The sequence below is a fragment of the Pseudomonas putida genome, from assembly GCF_026625125.1.
Taxonomy (GTDB): Bacteria; Pseudomonadota; Gammaproteobacteria; order Pseudomonadales; family Pseudomonadaceae; genus Aquipseudomonas; species Aquipseudomonas putida_X.
The window spans coordinates 4077430-4094241 of record NZ_CP113097.1 but is presented as its reverse complement, the minus strand read 5'-3'; the positions used below and the strand labels follow the sequence as shown (position 1 = coordinate 4094241).

Genomic DNA, 16812 nt, shown 5'->3' with positions numbered 1-16812 from the left:
CCAGTATACCTTTTTCAAGCAGCCTTTCAGGCCTCCATCGCACCACCGGCCAGCGCACACAACTGGATCGGATCGAGAATGTGCACTTCCTTGCCCTCGGCGCGCAGCAGGCCGTTCTGCTGGAAGCGGGTGAACACCCGCGACACGGTTTCAACGGCCAAGCCCAGGTAATTGCCGATTTCGTTGCGCGACATGCTCAGGCGGAACTGGTTGGCCGAATAGCCGCGGGCGCGGAAGCGTGCCGACAGGTTGACCAGGAAGGTGGCAATGCGCTCATCGGCGGTCTTTTTCGACAGCAACAGCATCATCTGCTGGTCGTCGCGGATTTCACGGCTCATCACCCGCATCAGCTGGCGGCGCAGCTGGGGAAGTTGCACAGACAGCTCATCGAGCCGCTCGAACGGGATTTCACAGACCGAGGTGGTTTCCTGCGCCTGAGCCGAGACCGGGTAGGCTTCAGTGTCCATGCCGGACAGCCCGACCAGTTCGCTGGGCAGATGGAAGCCGGTGATCTGCTCCTCACCGCTGTCGCTCAGGCTGAACGTCTTGAGGGCGCCGGAACGTACGGCGTAAACCGAGCCGAAATTGTCACCCTGTCGGAACAGAAACTCGCCTTTTTTCAGCGGGCGCCCGCGTTTGACGATTTCATCCAGTGCATCCATGTCTTCCAGGTTGAGCGAAAGAGGCAGGCACAGGGGTGCCAGGCTGCAATCCTTGCAATGGGCCTGGCCGTGGGCGCGCAGTTTGACTGGCTCGGACATTTGAATCGATCCTTGTGGGAAAGCACACATAAGTCGTAAGGGTAACCTACGGCATAGGGTGTAGGCCAGCGTGCGCGAGGATGATGCGCCTTGGCCGAACCCCAGCTGCATCATGCCGGGGGTCCGTCATTGCCCATAGTGTGCCTGGCAAGCGGGCTTGTCCACACGGTCGAGGGTTCGCCTGGCTAGATCACTCGCGAAAAACGCTGACGGTCATGCATCACCAGGTACGCGTCGAACACCATGCAGACCGAGCGTGCCAGCAGGCGCCCGGCCGGCAGGATGCGGATGCCCTGTTCATCGAGGCGGATCAGGCCGTCCCGTTGCATGTTCAGCAGCGCTGGCCAAAGGTCGTTGAAATAGCCGCGAAAATCGATGGTGAAGGCGCTTTCGATAGGCTCGAAGTCGAGTTCGAAGTGGCAGATCAGTTGCTGGATCACTGCGCGTCGCACGCGGTCATCGTGATTGCACAGCAAGCCGCGCTGGGTGGCCAGCTGCGAGCCGGAGAGCGCGTCCTGATAGGTGATGAGGTCGCTGCTGTTCTGGCAGTACAGGTCGCCGATCTGGCTGATTGCCGAAACCCCCAGGCCGATCAGGTCGCAGTGGCCGTGGGTGGTGTAGCCCTGGAAGTTGCGCTGCAGGGTGCCTTCTTCCTGGGCAACGGCCAACTCGTCGTCGGGCAGGGCGAAGTGGTCCATGCCGATGTAGCGATAGCCGGCGGTGGTGAGCTGCTCGATGGTGGCCCGGAGCATCTCCAGCTTGGCAGCCGGGGCCGGCAGGTCGTTGCTGTCGATACGCCGTTGCGGCATGAAGCGCTCAGGCAGGTGGGCATAGTTGAAGACCGAGATGCGGTCAGGCTGCAGGCGGATCACTTCCTCGATGGTACGGGCGAAGCCCTCCGGGGTCTGCTTGGGCAAGCCGTAGATCAGGTCCAGGCTGACCGAGCGGAACTGCAAGGTACGCGCCGCCTCGATCAGGGTGCGGGTCTGCTCCAGGCTCTGCAGGCGGTTGATCGCGCGCTGCACCGCAGGGTCCAGGTCCTGCACGCCGAGGCTCACCCGGTTGAAGCCCAGTTCGCGCAGCAGGCCCATGGTCGACCAGTCGGCCTCGCGGGGGTCCAGTTCGATGCCGTAGTCGCCGGAATCATCGTCCAGCAGGTTGAAGTGCTGGCGCAGGGTGGCCATCAGCTGGCGCAGTTCCACATGGCTGAGGAAGGTCGGCGTGCCGCCACCCAGGTGCAGTTGTTCAACACGCTGTTTAGGGTCCAGGTGGCAGGCGATCAGCTGGATTTCATGTTCCAGGCGCTGCAGGTAGGGTGCGGCTCGGGCACGGTCCTTGGTGATCACCTTGTTGCAGGCGCAGTAGTAGCAGATGTTGGCGCAGAACGGCACATGCACGTATACAGACAGCGGGCGCACGGCCCGGCGGCTTTCGCGCAGGGCGTGGAGCAGGTCGAACGAGCCGACTTCGCTGTGCAGTTGCACCGCAGTCGGGTAGGAGGTGTAGCGCGGGCCGGCCAGATCGTAGCGGCGGATCAGGTCGGCATCCCAGCGTAGATCTTCGAGCATGTGGGCGGTCCCCGGAATGAGCAGCAGTGCCCCGGAGTCTATGGCCGTCTGTAGGAATCTGTGTTGATTTGTGTCAAGCGCTATGGGGGCCGCTGTGCAGCAGCCCGGTCAGTGCCCCATCAACCAATGCTGGTGCGGCCCCGGCAGGGTCCACAGGCCGAACAGGATGACCAGCAGTCCGCCTGCCATGCGTACGCTGCGCCGCCGTAACAGGGTGTTGACCCGCTCCGCCGCCAGCCCTGTGGCCAGCAGCACTGGCCAGGTACCCAGCCCGAATGCCAGCATCAGGGCCGCGCTGTACCCCGCGTTGCCTTGGCTGGCTGCCCACAGCAGGGTGCTGTACACCAGCCCGCACGGCAGCCAGCCCCACAGCGCGCCAAGCAGCAGGGCCCGGGGCAGGCTGGAGACCGGCAACAGGCGCGAAGCCACGGGCTGGATACGCCGCCACAGCCCCCGGCCCAGTGCTTCGAGGCGTGTCAGCCCGCTCCACCACCCGGCCAGGTACAAGCCCATGGCGATCAGCAGCAACGCGGCCACCACCCGCAGTGCCAGGGCAGCAGGGCTGCTGGCTACGGCCCAGCCGGCCAGGCCCAGCAGCAGGCCGGCGCAGGCATAGCTGAGAACACGCCCGACGTTGTACGCCAGCAACAGACGCAGGCGCCGGCCGCGTTGCTCCGGCGGGATGGCCAGCGTCAGCGCGCCCATCAGGCCGCCGCACATGCCCAGGCAGTGGCCGCCGCCCAGCAGGCCGAGGACCAGCGCGGAGCCAAGCAGGGGAAGCAGGTCAGGCACGGGGTGGTTGGTCCTTGTCTTGCGGCTCGGCGGGCTCGGGGGTGACGGCAGCCTGGTGGCGGGGGTCCTGGTCGTCGAACAGGATGCTGTGGGCAGGGCTTTCAAGGTCGTCGTACTGGCCGCTGTCCACCGCCCAGAAAAAGATGTACACGGCGACGCCAACGAGCAGCAGGGCGGCCGGGATCATGACATAGAGGGCTGGCATGGGCGGCTCCTGATCAGGCAATGGCAGGTTGTGGGGCGCTGGCCCTGGCCGCCACGCCAGGCAGCCGGGTCAGGCGCAGGGCATTGAGGACCACGATCAGCGAGCTGACCGACATGCCGACGGCGGCCCATACCGGGGTGATCCAGCCGAGCGCGGCGAACGGCAGCATGAGGCCATTATACAGGGTCGCCCAAAGCAGGTTCTCAAGGATGTTGCGGCGGGTGCGGCGGGCCAGGTCGAAGGCATGTACCAGCGCTTGCAGGCGGTTGCTCAGCAGCACGGCATCGGCACTGGTCTTGGCAAGGTCGGTGGCACTGCCCATGGCAATGCTGATATCAGCGGCGGCCAGCACCGGCACATCGTTGACCCCGTCACCCAGCATCAGCACCTTGCGTCCGGCGGTCTGCAGGGCCTTGAGCCGGTCCAGCTTGTCGTCCGGGCGCAGGCCGCCAATGGCCTGGTCGATACCCAGCTGGGCGGCCACCTCGGCGACCATCGGCGAGCTGTCGCCCGACAGCAGCAGGGTGCGCCAGCCACGCGCCTTGCATGCCGCCAGCAGGGCAGGGGCGTCCTCGCGCAGGCGATCGTCCAGGCCGAACCAGGCCAGCGGGCCTTGGCGGTCGCCCAGCAGCAGCCATTGACCGCGAGGTTCCGGGACGGTCGGGATTTCCGCGCCGCTGAGGGCGCAAACGAATGTGGGCTGGCCGATGCGCAGGCGCTGCCCGCCGACCAGCCCTTCCAGGCCCAGCCCGGGCACCGTTTGCACCTCGTCCGCGGGCTCGGCATTGCGGCCGAAGGCGCGGGCGATGGGGTGTTCGGAACGGTTTTCCAGGGCGGCGGCAAGCGCCAGGCAGCGGTCGGCGGCCACCGCGCCCAGCGGGCGAATGCTGCGCAGGGTCAGGCGGCCCTCGGTGAGCGTGCCGGTCTTGTCGAAAATGACCGTGTCGATCTGGTTGAGGCCTTCGAGCACGTGACCGCGGGTGACCAGCAGGCCGAGCTTGTGCAGCGTACCGGTGGCGGCGGTCAGTGCAGTAGGGGTGGCCAGCGAGAGCGCGCAGGGGCAGGTGGCTACCAGCATGGCCAGGACAATCCAGAACGCCCGTGTCGGGTCCAGGTGCCACCACCACAGGCCGATGACGATGGCGGCCACCAGCGTGAACAGCAAAAACCACTGCGAGGCGCGGTCGGCAATCTGCGCCAGGCGTGGCTTTTCGGTCTGCGCGCGTTCCAGCAGGCGGACGATGGCCGACAGTCGCGACGCCTGGCCGAGTGCTTCGATTTCCACGTTCAGCAGGCTTTCGACGTTCAGGGTGCCGCCGGTGACCCGATCGCCGACCCGCCGCGGTTGCGGCAGGTACTCACCGGTCAACAGCGACTCGTCGACACTGGAACGGCCCTCGACAATGCGCCCGTCAGCCGGGATCAACGCACCGGGCAGCACCTGCACGGTGTCGCCGCAGTGCAGTTCGCTGAGCAGGATGCGCTCGCTGCGGCCAAGGCTGTCCAGGCGCAGGCAGGAGGCCGGCAGCAGGTTGACCAGTTGCGCAGTGGCCGCCGCCGTGCGCTCTCGGGCGCGGCGTTCAAGGTAGCGGCCGGTGAGCAGGAACAGTGCGAACATGCCCACGGTGTCGAAATACAGCTCGCCACTGCCGGTAACGGCTGTCCAGATGCCGGCACCGAAGGCCAGGGCGATGGCCAGCGATACCGACACGTCCATGGTCAGGTGGCGGGTGCGCAGGTCGCGGGCAGCCCCTTTGAAGAACGGCGCGCAGCTGTAGAACACGATCGGGATGGTAAGAAACAGCGCCACCCAGCGCAGGATGGTGTGCAGCTCGGGCGACAGGTCGATGTTGAATTCCGGCCAGGTGGCCATGGTGGCCATCATGGCCTGGAACCACAGCAGCCCGGCCACGCCCAGCCTGCGCAAGGCACTCCGGTTTTCCCGGGCCAGTTGCTCGGCGGCCTGGTCGGGTTGGTAGGGGTGGGCGGCGTAGCCGATCTGGCGTAGCTCGGCCAGCAATCGCGAGAGCGGCAGGCGTTGGTCTTCCCAACTGAGCAGCAAACGGTGGTTGGACAGGTTAAGGCGTGCGTCGGCCACCCCGGGCAGGTTGCGCAGGTGCTTTTCGATCAGCCAGCCGCAGGCGGCGCAGCTGATGCCTTCGACCAGCAGGGTGGTTTCGGCCAGCTCGCCCTGGTGGTGGACGAAGGTTCTTTGCACGTCGCTACGGTCGTACAGGGCCAGTTCGTCCTGCAACTGCTTGGGCAGGGCCTCGGGGTTGGCGCTGTTTTCGCTGCGGTGCTGGTAGTAGTGTTCCAGGCCACCGGCGACGATGGCCTCGGCCACCGCCTGGCAGCCGGGGCAGCAGAACTGCCGGGGCTGGCCAAGGACCATGGCGGTGAAGCGGCTGCCAGTGGGGACGGGCAGGGCGCAGTGGTAGCAGGGGGTGGGCTGGGTCATCACATCATTGCCTTGCATATTTGGCTGGCCGGCGCGTGGCTACAGGTGTTCAGCGCCCTGGATTGCTTCATCACCCAGCTGCAAGGTCACACCGTGCGCCACCTTTTCCTCCTCGAACAAGCGCCACACCTGGCCGTTTTCGCTACCCAGCAGTTCGACGAAGCGGCGCCCGTCGACCTTGTCCTCCAGCTGCCCCACATAGCGCCCCGCCTCGACCCGGCTCAGCAGCACCTTGCGGTCCTTCTCTGGCTGGGTGGGGGAAATCAGGTTCAGCTCCAGGCGCTTCGGGTCGCTGCTACCGGTCAGGCGCAGGTCCACTTCGCCCGTCAGTTCGTCCAGGTGCACGCTGGCCTGCAAACCCAGGTTGTGCGCCAGCAATTCACGGTCCAGCGAGCGGTTGATGCCTTTGCCGGCTTCGTAGTAGTTGTCGTTGACCAGGTTGTCCGGGTTGTTCACGGCGATGCTGACCATGGTCAGGCTCAGGCACACCGAGGTGGTGAGGATGCCGATGATGATCCAGGGCCAGAGGTGCTTGTACCAAGGGCTGGTGGCGGTGGCGGCAGGCATGGTTCGCGTTCTCTCTCAGCGGATCTGTGGGCCGATGAAGCGGCTCTTGGCTTCGACCTCGGCAGCGCTGTCATCGGCGCTTTTGAGGGTGAAGGTGATTTCGTTGGTGGTCGAAGGCAGTTTTTCAGGGGCGACCGACAACTGCACCGGCAGGCTGACGATATCACCGGCGGCCACGCGGATTTCCCGCTGGCCTTCGAGCCGCAGGTCAGGCAGGCCGGCAGCGTCCAGCACGTAGACGTGGTCACGCTGGTCCTTGTTCATGACCTTGAGGCTGTACACGTTCTCGATCCGGCCCTGGGCGTTCTCGCGGTACAGCACGCGGTCCTTGCTGACGTCGAAGCCCACCAGCGAGCGGGTGGCGAAGGCGGTGGCCAAGGCGCCGATCATCACCAGCAGTACCAGCGCGTAGCCGATCAGCCTTGGGCGCAGCATGTGGGTTTTCTGCCCCGACAGGTTGTGCTCGGTGGTATAGCTGATCAGGCCTTTGGGGTAGTTCATCTTGTCCATGATGCTGTCGCACGCGTCGATGCAGGCAGCGCAGCCGATGCACTCGATCTGCAACCCATCGCGGATGTCGATGCCGGTAGGGCAGACCTGTACGCACATGGTGCAGTCGATGCAGTCGCCCAGGCCCTGGGCCTTGTAGTCCGTGTCCTTCTTGCGCGGGCCGCGGGTTTCGCCGCGGCGCGGGTCGTAGGAGACGATCAGTGTGTCCTTGTCGAACATCACGCTCTGGAAGCGGGCGTAGGGGCACATGTACACGCACACCTGCTCGCGCAGCCAGCCGGCGTTGCCGTAGGTGGCCAGGGTGAAGAAGCCGACCCAGAAGTAGGCCCAGCCATCGGCCTGGCCGGTGAAGAACTCGATGACCAGTTCGCGAATCGGCGAGAAGTAGCCGACGAAGGTCATGCCGGTGACGAAACCGATCAGCAGCCACAGGCTGTGCTTGGTGAATTTGCGCACGAACTTGTTGGCACTCATCGGGGCCCGGTCGAGCTTCATACGCTGGTTGCGGTCGCCTTCGGTGACCTTTTCGCACCACATGAAGATCCATGTCCACACGCTTTGCGGGCAGGTGTAGCCGCACCACACGCGGCCGGCGTACACGGTGACGAAGAACAGGCCAAAGGCGGCGACTATCAGGATGCCCGAGAGCAGGATGAAGTCTTGCGGCCAGATGGTGGTGCCGAAGATGTAGAACTTGCGCTCAGGCAGGTTCCACCATACCGCCTGATGCCCGCCCCAGTTCAGCCACACCGTGCCGAAGTACAGAATGAACAGCGCTGCCCCGCCGACCATCCGCAACCTGCGGAACAGGCCGGTGAAGGCGCGGGTGTAGATTTTCTCGCGAGAGGCGTAGAGGTCGACGGAATCCTTCCCTTTGCTGGCAGGCGGGGTGACGTCATGTACCGGAATGTGCTTGCTCATCATCAAGTCCCACGGCAGTGGAGAAATGCCGCGGCCAGTGCGTGCCGGCCGCAGTCTCGCGCATTCTGCTAGCGCTGCGACCCATGATACGCCGCTGATGGCACGCCGGGGTCGATCTGCGACCTTTAGTCGCGTTGGTTTCGTGGTGTTTATCGTGTTAAGGCGGGTGTCAATTGATCCAGGTCATGCGGCGCTGAATCAACCGGCGCTATCGCCGGAAAGCCGGCCCCCACAGCGGCCCCAGCGAACCGGAGTTCACGGGGTGACTGTGGCAGCCGGCGTGCCGGCGATAGCGCCAGTGCAGGCCTCACTCGGCCTTTTCAGGCTCCTGCCCTTGATGCGACAGGCTGTACACATAAGCCGCCAGCAGGTGCACTTTGTCATTGCCTTGCAGTTGCTCCTGCGCCGGCATCTGGCCCTGGCGGCCATAACGGATGGTCTGTTGCAATTGAGCGAAGCTCGAACCGTAGATGAATGCCTGCGGGTGGGTCAGGTTCGGCGCGCCCATGGCGGGTGTGCCCTTGCCTTCAGGGCCATGGCACGCCACGCAATTGGCGGCGAAGATCTTCTGCCCGTTCTCGACATCGGCCTTGGCCCCCTCGGGCAGGCTGCGGCCATCGAGCTTGCTGATCACGAAGGCTGAAACGTCGGCCACACCTTGTTCGCCAATCACTTGCGCCCATGCCGGCATCACGCCATGGCGGCCGCCCATGATGGTGGCCTTGATGGTCTCCGGCTCGCCACCCCAACGCCAGTCGTTGTCGGTGAGGTTGGGGAAGCCATAGGCGCCCTTGGCGTCGGAGCCGTGGCACACCGAGCAGTTGGAAGCGAACAGCCGCGCACCCATCTTCAGTGCTTGCGGCTGCTTGGCCACTTCCTCGATAGGCATGGCCGCGTACTTGGCGAAGATCGGCCCGAAGCGGGCATCGGCCTTGGCCATTTCCTTCTCCCACTCGTGTACGCCGGTCCAGCCGGGCTGACCGTTGGTGAACTCGGTCTGCTTGTCGTTATCCAGGTACGAATACCCTGGCAGCACGCCTTTCCAGTTGCCCAGGCCCGGGTACAGCACCAGGTAGCCGAGGGCAAAGATGATGGTGCCGACGAACAGCCAGAACCACCATTTGGGCAGCGGGTTGTCGTATTCCTCGATGCCATCGAAGGCATGCCCGACGGTTTCGTCGGTGACCTCTTCGCGCTGGCCCTTGCGGGTCGACAGCAGCAGCCAGGTCAACGCGAAGATGGTGCCCAGGGTCAGGACGGTGACGTACAGACTCCAGAAGGTTGTCATTGTTGTTTGCTCCCAGAAGCTTTTGCTTGCGCTTGCTCGACGTGCGTTTTGGCCTCGGGGTCATCGGCGAACGGCAGTTGGGTCGCCTCGTCGAACTCCTGCTTGCGCCGTGGGTTGAACACCCACAGCGCCAGGCCCACGAAGGCCACCATCACCACGACGGTGCCCAGGCCGCGAATCATCCCGATATCCATCAGCGTCACCGTTTGCTTTTGATGATGGTGCCAAGACCCTGCAGGTACGCGACCAGTGCGTCCATTTCGGTCTTGCCCTTGACCGCGTCGCGGGCACCGGCGATGTCGGCATCGGTGTACGGCGTGCCAAGGGTACGCAGCACTTCCAGCTTCTTCGCGGTGTCTTTGCCGTCGAGCGTGTTCTCCACCAGCCACGGGTAGGCCGGCATTTTCGACTCCGGCACTACGTTGCGCGGGTTGTACAGGTGTGCGCGGTGCCAGTCATCGGAGTAGCGGCCACCGACGCGGGCCAGGTCCGGGCCAGTGCGCTTGGAGCCCCACAGGAACGGGTGGTCCCACACGCTTTCACCGGCCACCGAGTAGTGGCCGTAGCGCTCGGTTTCGGCGCGGAACGGGCGGATCATCTGCGAGTGGCAGCCTACGCAACCTTCGCGGATGTAGATGTCGCGGCCTTCGACTTCCAGCGCGGTGCGCGGCTTCATGCCTTCGACGGGTTTGTTGGTGACGTCCTGGAAGAACAGCGGGACGATCTGGGTGAGGCCACCGACGCTCACGGCGATGACCATGAAGAAGGCCAGCAGGCCGATGTTCTTCTCGACAGCTTCATGCTTCATCAGTGGGCTCCCACAACGACGATCTTGGCGGCTTCATCCGCTTCTGCCGGGTTGGCGGCGCGTACGGTACGCAGCACGTTGTAAGCCATCAGCAGCATGCCGGAGGCGAAGAACGCACCGCCCAGTGCGCGGACGATGTAGCCCGGGTGGCTGGCCTGCAACGCTTCGACGAAGGAGTAGGTCAGCGTGCCGTCATCGTTGATGGCGCGCCACATCAGGCCTTGGGTGATGCCGTTGACCCACATCGAGGCGATGTACAGCACGGTGCCGATGGTCGCCAGCCAGAAGTGCGCGTTGATCAGGCCCACGCTGTGCATCTGTTCACGGCCATACAGGCGCGGGATCATGTGGTACACGGCGCCGATCGAGATCATCGCCACCCAGCCGAGCGCGCCGGCATGTACGTGGCCGATGGTCCAGTCAGTGTAGTGCGACAGCGAGTTCACGGTCTTGATGGCCATCATCGGGCCTTCGAAGGTGGACATGCCGTAGAACGCCAGGGATACCACGAGGAAGCGCAGGATCGGGTCGGTGCGCAGTTTGTGCCAGGCGCCGGACAGGGTCATCATGCCGTTGATCATGCCGCCCCAGCTCGGTGCCAGGAGGATGATCGACATCACCATGCCCAGCGATTGCGCCCAGTCGGGCAGCGCGGTGTAGTGCAGGTGGTGCGGGCCTGCCCAGATGTACAGGGTGATCAGCGCCCAGAAGTGGACGATCGACAGGCGATACGAGTAGATCGGCCGCTCGGCCTGCTTGGGCACGAAGTAGTACATCATCCCCAGAAAGCCGGTGGTGAGGAAGAAGCCCACGGCGTTATGGCCGTACCACCACTGGATCATGGCGTCGGTGGCGCCGGAGTAGGCCGAGTACGACTTGAACAGGCTCACCGGCAGCGAGACGTGGTTGACGATGTGCAGCATCGCGGTAACCACGATGAAGGCGCCATAGAACCAGTTGCCGACGTAGATGTGCTTGGTCTTGCGCTTGACGATGGTGCCGAAGAACACCAGCCCATAGGTGACCCAGACGATGGCCAGCAGGATCGCCAGTGGCCACTCGAGCTCGGCGTATTCCTTGGTGGTGGTGTAGCCCATCGGCAAAGTGATCAGCGCGCCGACGATGACGGCCTGCCAACCCCAGAAGGTGAAGGCGGCCATGCTGTCGGAGATCAGCCGGGTCTGGCAGGTTCGCTGCACCACGTAGTAGCTGGTGCCGAACAACGCACAGCCGCCGAAGGCGAAGATAACCAGGTTGGTGTGCAAGGGGCGCAGGCGGCCGAAGCTGGTCCAGGGCAGGTCCAGGTTCAGTTGCGGCCACACCAGCTGCGAGGCGATGAAAACGCCCAGGCCCATGCCAAGGATCCCCCAGACCACCGTCATGATGGCGAACTGGCGGACGACCTTATAGTTATAAGCAGTCGGACTGATTGCTGTGCTCATTCTAAGGTTCCACGGTTTTGGTGTTCTTGTTGGTTGAAAAATCGGCGCCAGTATCGATAACCGCCAGGGTTATGGCAACGCAAGGAGCCCTGCGCCGACCCGTGTCCGGGCCCTTTTGCCGGTGTCCCACGGCAGTATGGTCTGGGCGATTGTACACAAATAAATATTTGTAATGTGTACCGTTTTTCGCCTTTTTCTGATCGATCGGTCAAGCTTTTTTTGCGGGCGGTGTCAGGCGATGCACCGCGTCTGCTGCGCTGGATCGACAGCGAAGGCAACTGTGCCAACAAGCTTAGTTCTGTTCGGAGGGGGTGCAAGGCGGGGGCGGGGCGGGGAATGCCGGGGCCGCTTTGCGGCCCCGGGGTGTTACTTGGCAGTCACGGTTTCAGTCATACCACCCTGTGAAAGGCTGTACACATAAGCGGCCAGCAGATGCACCTTGTCATTGCCCTGAATTTCCGCCTGGGCGGGCATCTGCCCTTGGCGGCCATAGCGAATGGTCTGCTGCAGCTGGGCAAAGCTCGAACCGTAGATGAACGCTTGCGGATGGTTCAAGTTTGGCGCGCCCATGGCCGGGGTGCCATTGCCCTCGGGCCCGTGGCAGGCCACGCAGTTGCCGGCGAAAATCTCCTTGCCCCTGGCCACATCAGCCTTGGCCCCTTCGGGCAGGCTGCGGCCATCGAGGTTCGTCAGCACGTAGGCGGCTACATCCGCCACGCCCTGTTCGCCGATCACCTCAGCCCAGGCCGGCATCACGCCGTGGCGTCCATTCATGATCGACGCCTTGATGGTTTCGGGCTCGCCACCCCAGCGCCAGTCGTTGTCGGTCAGGTTGGGAAAACCATAGGCGCCTTTGGCATCCGAGCCGTGGCACACCGAGCAGTTGGAAGCGAACAGACGGCCGCCCATCTTCAAGGCCTGCGGGTCCTTGGCCACTTCCTCGACCGGCATGGCGGCGTACTTGGCGAAGATCGGGCCGAACCGGGCGTCGGCCTTGTCCATTTCTTTCTGCCATTCGTTCACGCCGGTCCAACCGTTCTCGTAGCCGGGCAGAACGCCCTTCCAGTTGCCCAGGCCCGGGTAGAGAATCAGGTAGCCCACGGCGAACACCAGGGTGCCGACGAACAGCCAGAACCACCACTTGGGCAGCGGATTGTCGTACTCCTCGATGCCGTCGAAGCTGTGCCCCATGGTCTGGTCGGTGGTGTTGCTGCTCTGGCCCTTGCGGGTCGACAGCAGCAGCCAGGTCAGGCCGATCAGGCTGCCGATGGTCAGTACGCAGATGTACGTACTCCAGAAGGTAGTCATTGGGGATTACTCCTCATGCCAGTGTCCTGCCCGGCAGGGGGCAGGCGGTCGTCGACGAAGGGCAGCAGGCGCGCTTCGGCGAAATCATGGTCGCGGCGGCGGTTGAACACCCACAGCGACAGGCCGATGAAGGCAATCATCACCACCAGGGTGCCCACGCCACGGATCATGCCGATATCCATTTCCATCGCTCTTACCTCTTGTTCTTGATCGCGGTGCCGAGCACCTGCAGGTAGGCGACCAGGGCGTCCATCTCGGTCTTGCCCTTGACCGCATCACGCGCACCGGCAATGTCCTGGTCGGTGTACGGCACCCCCAGCGTGCGCAGGGTGCGCATCTTGGTGTCGGTGTGGCTGTTGTCGACCTGCTGGCCGACCAGCCATGGGTAGGACGGCATCTTCGACTCCGGTACCACGTTGCGCGGGTTGTACAGGTGGGCGCGGTGCCAGTCGTCGGAGTAGCGCCCACCGACCCGGGCCAGGTCCGGGCCGGTGCGTTTTGAGCCCCACAGGAACGGGTGGTCCCACACGCTTTCACCCGCGACCGAATAGTGGCCGTAGCGCTCGGTCTCGGCGCGGAATGGGCGGATCATCTGCGAGTGGCAGCCCACGCAACCTTCGCGGATGTAGATGTCGCGGCCTTCAAGCTGCAGCGCGGTGTAAGGCTTCATGCCTTCGACCGGCTTGTTGGTGACGTCCTGGAAGAACAGCGGGACGATCTGGGTCAGGCCGCCGATGCTGACGGCGAACACCATCAACAGGGCCAGCAGGCCAACGTTTTTCTCGATGACTTCATGTTTCATAAGGCAAGTCTCCTCAGGCCAGCTGGGCGTTGGCAGGGGCGGCCTCGGCGGCCGGTGCACGGATGGTGCGCCAGGTGTTCCAGGCCATCAGGAACATGCCACTGAGGAAGATCGCGCCACCGACGAAACGCACGATGAAGCCCGGGTGGCTGGCCACCAGGGTTTCCACGAACGAGTAGGTGAGCGTGCCGTCGCTGTTCACCGCGCGCCACATCAGGCCCTGGGCGATGCCGTTGACCCACATCGAGGCGATGTACAGCACGGTGCCGATGGTGGCCAGCCAGAAGTGCGCGTTGATCAGGCCGATGCTGTACATGCGTGCCTTGCCGAACACTTGCGGGATGGTGTGGTAAAGCGCGCCGATCGAGATCATCGCCACCCAGCCGAGGGCGCCGGCATGCACGTGGCCGATGGTCCAGTCGGTGTAGTGGGACAGGGCGTTGACGGTCTTGATGGCCATCATCGGGCCTTCGAAGGTGGACATGCCGTAAAACGCCAGGGATACCACGAGAAAGCGCAGGATCGGGTCGCTGCGCAGTTTGTGCCAGGCACCGGACAGGGTCATCATGCCGTTGATCATGCCGCCCCAGCTGGGGGCCAGCAGGATCAGCGACATCACCATGCCCAGCGACTGCGCCCAGTCGGGCAGCGCGGTGTAGTGCAGGTGATGGGGGCCTGCCCAGATGTACAGGGTGATCAGCGCCCAGAAGTGCACGATCGACAGGCGATAGGAATACACCGGGCGCTCGGCCTGCTTGGGCACGTAGTAGTACATCATCCCCAGGAAGCCTGCAGTGAGGAAGAAGCCCACGGCGTTGTGGCCGTACCACCACTGCACCATGGCGTCGGTGGCCCCCGCGTAGACTGAGTACGACTTGGTCAGGCTGACCGGCAGCTCCAGGTTGTTGATGATGTGCAGCATGGCCACGGTCAGGATGAAGGCGCCGAAGAACCAGTTGCCGACGTAGATATGCTTGGTGGTGCGCTTGATCAGGGTCCCGAAGAACACGATGGCGTAGCAGACCCAGACAATCGTGATCAGGATGTCGATCGGCCATTCCAGCTCGGCATATTCCTTGGAGCTGGTGTAACCCAGCGGCAGGGTGATGGCCGCCAGCAGGATGACCAGTTGCCAGCCCCAGAAGGTGAACGCGGCCAGGCCGGGTGCGAACAGGGTGGTCTGGCAGGTGCGTTGCACCGAATAATAGGAGGTGGCGAACAGTGCGCAGCCGCCGAACGCGAAGATCACCGCATTGGTATGCAGTGGGCGCAGGCGGCCGAAGCTGGTCCAGGGGAGGTCGAAATTCAGGGAAGGCCAGGCGAGCTGGGCGGCGATGAAGACGCCGAGCCCCATCCCGACGATTCCCCACACCACCGTCATGATGGCGAATTGGCGGACCACCTTATAGTTATAGGCGGTACTGCTGGTTGTGTTCATGTATGGGTTCCCATCCACGGTTATTGGCAGGCTTTACAGCGAGGCAAGCATGATTAATGGGCAACGTGCCGGTATTGACGGGGATCAATGGGCGAAGATCGGAAATGTCCCAGGCTTGCACTGCAATCCGCCGCACACGCCGCAAGATGGCAGAGCGGCGGCGTGCCTGATCCTGGCCCATGGCGCTGGCGCGCCAATGGACAGCGGGTTCATGGACGAAATGGCGCAAAGGCTGGCGGCGCTTGGCGTCGGGGTGGTTCGCTTCGAGTTCCCCTACATGGCCGAGCGCAGGGCAGGGGGTGGCAAGCGGCCACCTAATCCACAGAAGGTGCTGCTCGAATGCTGGCGCGAGGTGTACCGGCAGGTGCGACCTTTGGTCACGGGCAAGCTGGCGATTGGCGGCAAGTCAATGGGCGGGCGCATGGCCAGCCTGCTGGCTGACGAGTTGGGTGCTGACGCGCTGGTGTGCCTGGGTTATCCGTTCTATGCCGTGGGCAAACCGGAAAAACCGAGGGTCGAACATTTGGCAGGCTTGCAGACGCCGACGTTGATCGTGCAGGGCGAGCGGGATGCGCTGGGCAATCGTGAGGCGGTGCAGGGGTATGCGCTGTCACCGTCGATCGAGGTCAGCTGGCTGGTGGCAGGCGACCATGACCTGAAGCCGCTGAAAGCCTCGGGGTTCAGCCATGAGCAGCATTTGCAGGCGGCGGCTGAGCAGGTTGCGGAGTTTCTGTTGCGATAGCGTTGCCACCATCGCCGGCAAGCCGGCTCCCTCCAGGGTTAGCGCTGGCCTTGAGAGCAGCGCGGTAGCTGTGGGAGGCCTCGGGGTTCAGCCATGAGCAGCATTTGCAGGCGGCGGCTGAGCAGGTTGCGGGGTTTCTGTTGCGATAGCGTTGCCACCATCGCCGGCAAGCCGGCCCACTGGGTTAGCGCTGGCCTTGAGAGCAGCGCGGTACCTGTGGGAGCCGGCTTGCCGGCGATGAGGCCGGTGCAGGCAGCGCTTAGTCGCGGTACTCGCACAGGTAGGCAGTGTCTACCGCTACCTTGAGCTGGAACTTGCTGTCGGCAGCCACATTGAACTTGTCGCCCGCGTTGAAGGTTTCCCAGTTGTCGCTGCCTGGCAGCTTGACGGTCAGCGCACCGGAAACCACGTGCATGATTTCGCGCTTGGCGGTGCCGAACTCGTATTCGCCCGGTGCCATGACACCGACGGTGGCCGGGCCTTCAGTGCCTTCGAAGGCGATCGACTTGACGGTACCATCGAAGTACTCGTTGACCTTGAACATGGGGCGACTCCTGAAAAAGAGGGATGAAAAAGGGCTGGCCAGTATGCCCAAGCCCATCCGCCTCGTCATCTGCTTTCAGGTGGCCTGCGCTCAAATGCCCGGCAGGCTCAAGGGCAATAGCCGCGCGGTATTGCGGGCATCCTCCAGCGCCCGGTGCTGCTGCCCGCAAAAGTGCATGCCGGCCAGTTGCAGGGCACCGTTCAGGCCCATCGGGCGCTGCAGGTGACGAGCCTTGGCGAAGCGCTGCTTGAGGTTGATATGCGGCAGGTTGTGCAACAGGCTATCGAGCTCATGTTGCTGCCATTCCTGAAGCAATTGCTGGCGATCGTAATCACCCCAGCTGACCCAGGCCTGCAATTGCCCACGGTGGTGCCCCAGCCAGCGTTCGAAACGCGCCCATACCTCGGGAAATGGCGCCGCGCTGTCCACGCTGGCCTGGCTGATATGAGTCAGTTCTCGGCAGAACGGCGTCAGTTGCGGCCGCCGCCTGGGCCGCACGAAGCGCTGGAAGTGGTCCACTTCGCGGCCTTCACGGGTCACCAGGCTGGCGCCGATTTCAATGATTTCCATCTCCGTCACCGGCCAGCCACCGTCGTCGGTGGTGGCTTCCAGGTCGATTACCAACCAGTGGCCCATACCAGGCTCCCTCGCCATACAT

Annotated in this window: 18 protein-coding genes; 1 reads left to right on the top strand and 17 read right to left on the bottom strand. The window is 63.9% G+C overall.

Annotated elements, in window-relative coordinates; genetic code table 11:
* Nucleotides 1-26 precede the first annotated feature (26 nt).
* The 15 genes from fnrA to ccoN (OSW16_RS18745) all read right to left on the bottom strand — a co-directional run bounded on the left by fnrA (nt 27) and on the right by ccoN (OSW16_RS18745) (nt 14868).
* Nucleotides 27-761, bottom strand: a complete 735-nt coding sequence (gene fnrA, locus OSW16_RS18815; RefSeq protein ID WP_012315416.1) for a Crp/Fnr family transcriptional regulator FnrA — start codon at nt 759-761, stop codon at nt 27-29.
* A 185-nt stretch (nt 762-946) separates the two neighbouring features.
* A complete protein-coding gene (gene hemN / locus OSW16_RS18810) occupies nt 947-2329 on the bottom strand; it encodes an oxygen-independent coproporphyrinogen III oxidase (protein WP_267817573.1) in 1383 nt (460 codons plus the stop codon).
* Nucleotides 2330-2437: 108 nt separating this feature from the next.
* The gene (locus OSW16_RS18805; protein ID WP_267817571.1) at nt 2438-3121 is read right to left on the bottom strand and encodes a sulfite exporter TauE/SafE family protein; all 684 of its coding nucleotides are present in this window, start codon (nt 3119-3121) and stop codon (nt 2438-2440) included.
* Complete coding sequence (ccoS, locus tag OSW16_RS18800) at nt 3114-3326, bottom strand: cbb3-type cytochrome oxidase assembly protein CcoS (RefSeq protein ID WP_241804500.1); 213 nt, start codon at nt 3324-3326, stop codon at nt 3114-3116. The genes OSW16_RS18805 and ccoS overlap by 8 nt, the downstream gene beginning before the upstream one ends.
* Before the next feature lie 13 nt (nt 3327-3339).
* Nucleotides 3340-5784 carry a heavy metal translocating P-type ATPase gene (locus OSW16_RS18795; RefSeq protein WP_267817567.1) on the bottom strand — a complete coding sequence of 815 codons (2445 nt, stop codon included), beginning with the start codon at nt 5782-5784 and terminating at the stop codon, nt 3340-3342.
* 39 nt (nt 5785-5823) lie between these two features.
* Nucleotides 5824-6351, bottom strand: coding sequence for a FixH family protein (locus tag OSW16_RS18790; protein ID WP_241804498.1), 528 nt, complete (start codon nt 6349-6351; stop codon nt 5824-5826).
* 15 nt (nt 6352-6366) lie between these two features.
* Nucleotides 6367-7782: a cytochrome c oxidase accessory protein CcoG gene (gene ccoG, locus OSW16_RS18785; protein WP_267817564.1), complete on the bottom strand. Its 1416-nt coding sequence runs from the start codon at nt 7780-7782 to the stop codon at nt 6367-6369.
* A gap of 307 nt (nt 7783-8089) precedes the next feature.
* On the bottom strand, nt 8090-9070 hold the full coding sequence (ccoP, locus tag OSW16_RS18780; RefSeq protein WP_241804496.1) for a cytochrome-c oxidase, cbb3-type subunit III: 981 nt from the start codon (nt 9068-9070) through the stop codon (nt 8090-8092).
* The gene (locus OSW16_RS18775; protein ID WP_012315408.1) at nt 9067-9264 is read right to left on the bottom strand and encodes a CcoQ/FixQ family Cbb3-type cytochrome c oxidase assembly chaperone; all 198 of its coding nucleotides are present in this window, start codon (nt 9262-9264) and stop codon (nt 9067-9069) included. Before OSW16_RS18775 ends, ccoP (OSW16_RS18780) begins: the two co-directional genes overlap by 4 nt.
* 5 nt (nt 9265-9269) lie before the next feature.
* Nucleotides 9270-9878 carry a cytochrome-c oxidase, cbb3-type subunit II gene (gene ccoO / locus OSW16_RS18770; protein ID WP_012315407.1) on the bottom strand — a complete coding sequence of 203 codons (609 nt, stop codon included), beginning with the start codon at nt 9876-9878 and terminating at the stop codon, nt 9270-9272.
* Entirely contained in the window at nt 9878-11320 is a 1443-nt protein-coding gene (gene ccoN, locus OSW16_RS18765; RefSeq protein ID WP_267817558.1) for a cytochrome-c oxidase, cbb3-type subunit I, read from the bottom strand. Before ccoN (OSW16_RS18765) ends, ccoO (OSW16_RS18770) begins: the two co-directional genes overlap by 1 nt.
* A gap of 366 nt (nt 11321-11686) precedes the next feature.
* On the bottom strand, nt 11687-12628 hold the full coding sequence (gene ccoP, locus OSW16_RS18760) for a cytochrome-c oxidase, cbb3-type subunit III (protein WP_267817556.1): 942 nt from the start codon (nt 12626-12628) through the stop codon (nt 11687-11689).
* Entirely contained in the window at nt 12625-12816 is a 192-nt protein-coding gene (locus tag OSW16_RS18755) for a cbb3-type cytochrome oxidase subunit 3 (protein WP_012315404.1), read from the bottom strand. Before OSW16_RS18755 ends, ccoP (OSW16_RS18760) begins: the two co-directional genes overlap by 4 nt.
* Nucleotides 12817-12821: 5 nt before the next feature.
* Nucleotides 12822-13430: a cytochrome-c oxidase, cbb3-type subunit II gene (gene ccoO, locus OSW16_RS18750; protein WP_241804492.1), complete on the bottom strand. Its 609-nt coding sequence runs from the start codon at nt 13428-13430 to the stop codon at nt 12822-12824.
* A gap of 13 nt (nt 13431-13443) precedes the next feature.
* Nucleotides 13444-14868: a cytochrome-c oxidase, cbb3-type subunit I gene (gene ccoN, locus OSW16_RS18745; protein ID WP_267817551.1), complete on the bottom strand. Its 1425-nt coding sequence runs from the start codon at nt 14866-14868 to the stop codon at nt 13444-13446.
* A gap of 49 nt (nt 14869-14917) precedes the next feature.
* On the opposite strand from ccoN (OSW16_RS18745), the gene OSW16_RS18740 reads away from it, so the two are divergent.
* Complete coding sequence (locus OSW16_RS18740; protein ID WP_267817549.1) at nt 14918-15610, top strand: alpha/beta family hydrolase; 693 nt, start codon at nt 14918-14920, stop codon at nt 15608-15610.
* 259 nt (nt 15611-15869) lie between these two features.
* On the opposite strand, the gene OSW16_RS18735 is transcribed toward OSW16_RS18740, so the two are convergent.
* Nucleotides 15870-16154: a pyrimidine/purine nucleoside phosphorylase gene (locus OSW16_RS18735; protein ID WP_012315400.1), complete on the bottom strand. Its 285-nt coding sequence runs from the start codon at nt 16152-16154 to the stop codon at nt 15870-15872.
* 90 nt (nt 16155-16244) lie between these two features.
* The gene (locus OSW16_RS18730) at nt 16245-16790 is read right to left on the bottom strand and encodes an exonuclease domain-containing protein (protein WP_267817546.1); all 546 of its coding nucleotides are present in this window, start codon (nt 16788-16790) and stop codon (nt 16245-16247) included.
* Between the last annotated feature and the right edge of the window lie 22 nt (nt 16791-16812).

Excerpts from the sequence above, each read along its gene's own strand:
- OSW16_RS18795 (WP_267817567.1), bottom strand. The coding sequence starts at position 5,784 with ATGACCCAGCCCACCCCCTGCTACCACTGCGCCCTGCCCGTCCCCACT.
- ccoO (WP_241804492.1), bottom strand. The coding sequence starts at position 13,430 with ATGAAACATGAAGTCATCGAGAAAAACGTTGGCCTGCTGGCCCTGTTG.
- OSW16_RS18740 (WP_267817549.1), top strand. The coding sequence starts at position 14,918 with ATGATTAATGGGCAACGTGCCGGTATTGACGGGGATCAATGGGCGAAG.
- OSW16_RS18735 (WP_012315400.1), bottom strand. The coding sequence starts at position 16,154 with ATGTTCAAGGTCAACGAGTACTTCGATGGTACCGTCAAGTCGATCGCC.
- ccoO (WP_012315407.1), bottom strand. The coding sequence starts at position 9,878 with ATGAAGCATGAAGCTGTCGAGAAGAACATCGGCCTGCTGGCCTTCTTC.
- OSW16_RS18730 (WP_267817546.1), bottom strand. The coding sequence starts at position 16,790 with ATGGGCCACTGGTTGGTAATCGACCTGGAAGCCACCACCGACGACGGT.
- fnrA (WP_012315416.1), bottom strand. The coding sequence starts at position 761 with ATGTCCGAGCCAGTCAAACTGCGCGCCCACGGCCAGGCCCATTGCAAG.
- ccoG (WP_267817564.1), bottom strand. The coding sequence starts at position 7,782 with ATGAGCAAGCACATTCCGGTACATGACGTCACCCCGCCTGCCAGCAAA.
- OSW16_RS18775 (WP_012315408.1), bottom strand. The coding sequence starts at position 9,264 with ATGGATATCGGGATGATTCGCGGCCTGGGCACCGTCGTGGTGATGGTG.
- ccoP (WP_267817556.1), bottom strand. The coding sequence starts at position 12,628 with ATGACTACCTTCTGGAGTACGTACATCTGCGTACTGACCATCGGCAGC.
- ccoN (WP_267817551.1), bottom strand. The coding sequence starts at position 14,868 with ATGAACACAACCAGCAGTACCGCCTATAACTATAAGGTGGTCCGCCAA.
- hemN (WP_267817573.1), bottom strand. The coding sequence starts at position 2,329 with ATGCTCGAAGATCTACGCTGGGATGCCGACCTGATCCGCCGCTACGAT.
- OSW16_RS18755 (WP_012315404.1), bottom strand. The coding sequence starts at position 12,816 with ATGGAAATGGATATCGGCATGATCCGTGGCGTGGGCACCCTGGTGGTG.
- ccoP (WP_241804496.1), bottom strand. The coding sequence starts at position 9,070 with ATGACAACCTTCTGGAGTCTGTACGTCACCGTCCTGACCCTGGGCACC.
- ccoN (WP_267817558.1), bottom strand. The coding sequence starts at position 11,320 with ATGAGCACAGCAATCAGTCCGACTGCTTATAACTATAAGGTCGTCCGC.
- ccoS (WP_241804500.1), bottom strand. The coding sequence starts at position 3,326 with ATGCCAGCCCTCTATGTCATGATCCCGGCCGCCCTGCTGCTCGTTGGC.
- OSW16_RS18790 (WP_241804498.1), bottom strand. The coding sequence starts at position 6,351 with ATGCCTGCCGCCACCGCCACCAGCCCTTGGTACAAGCACCTCTGGCCC.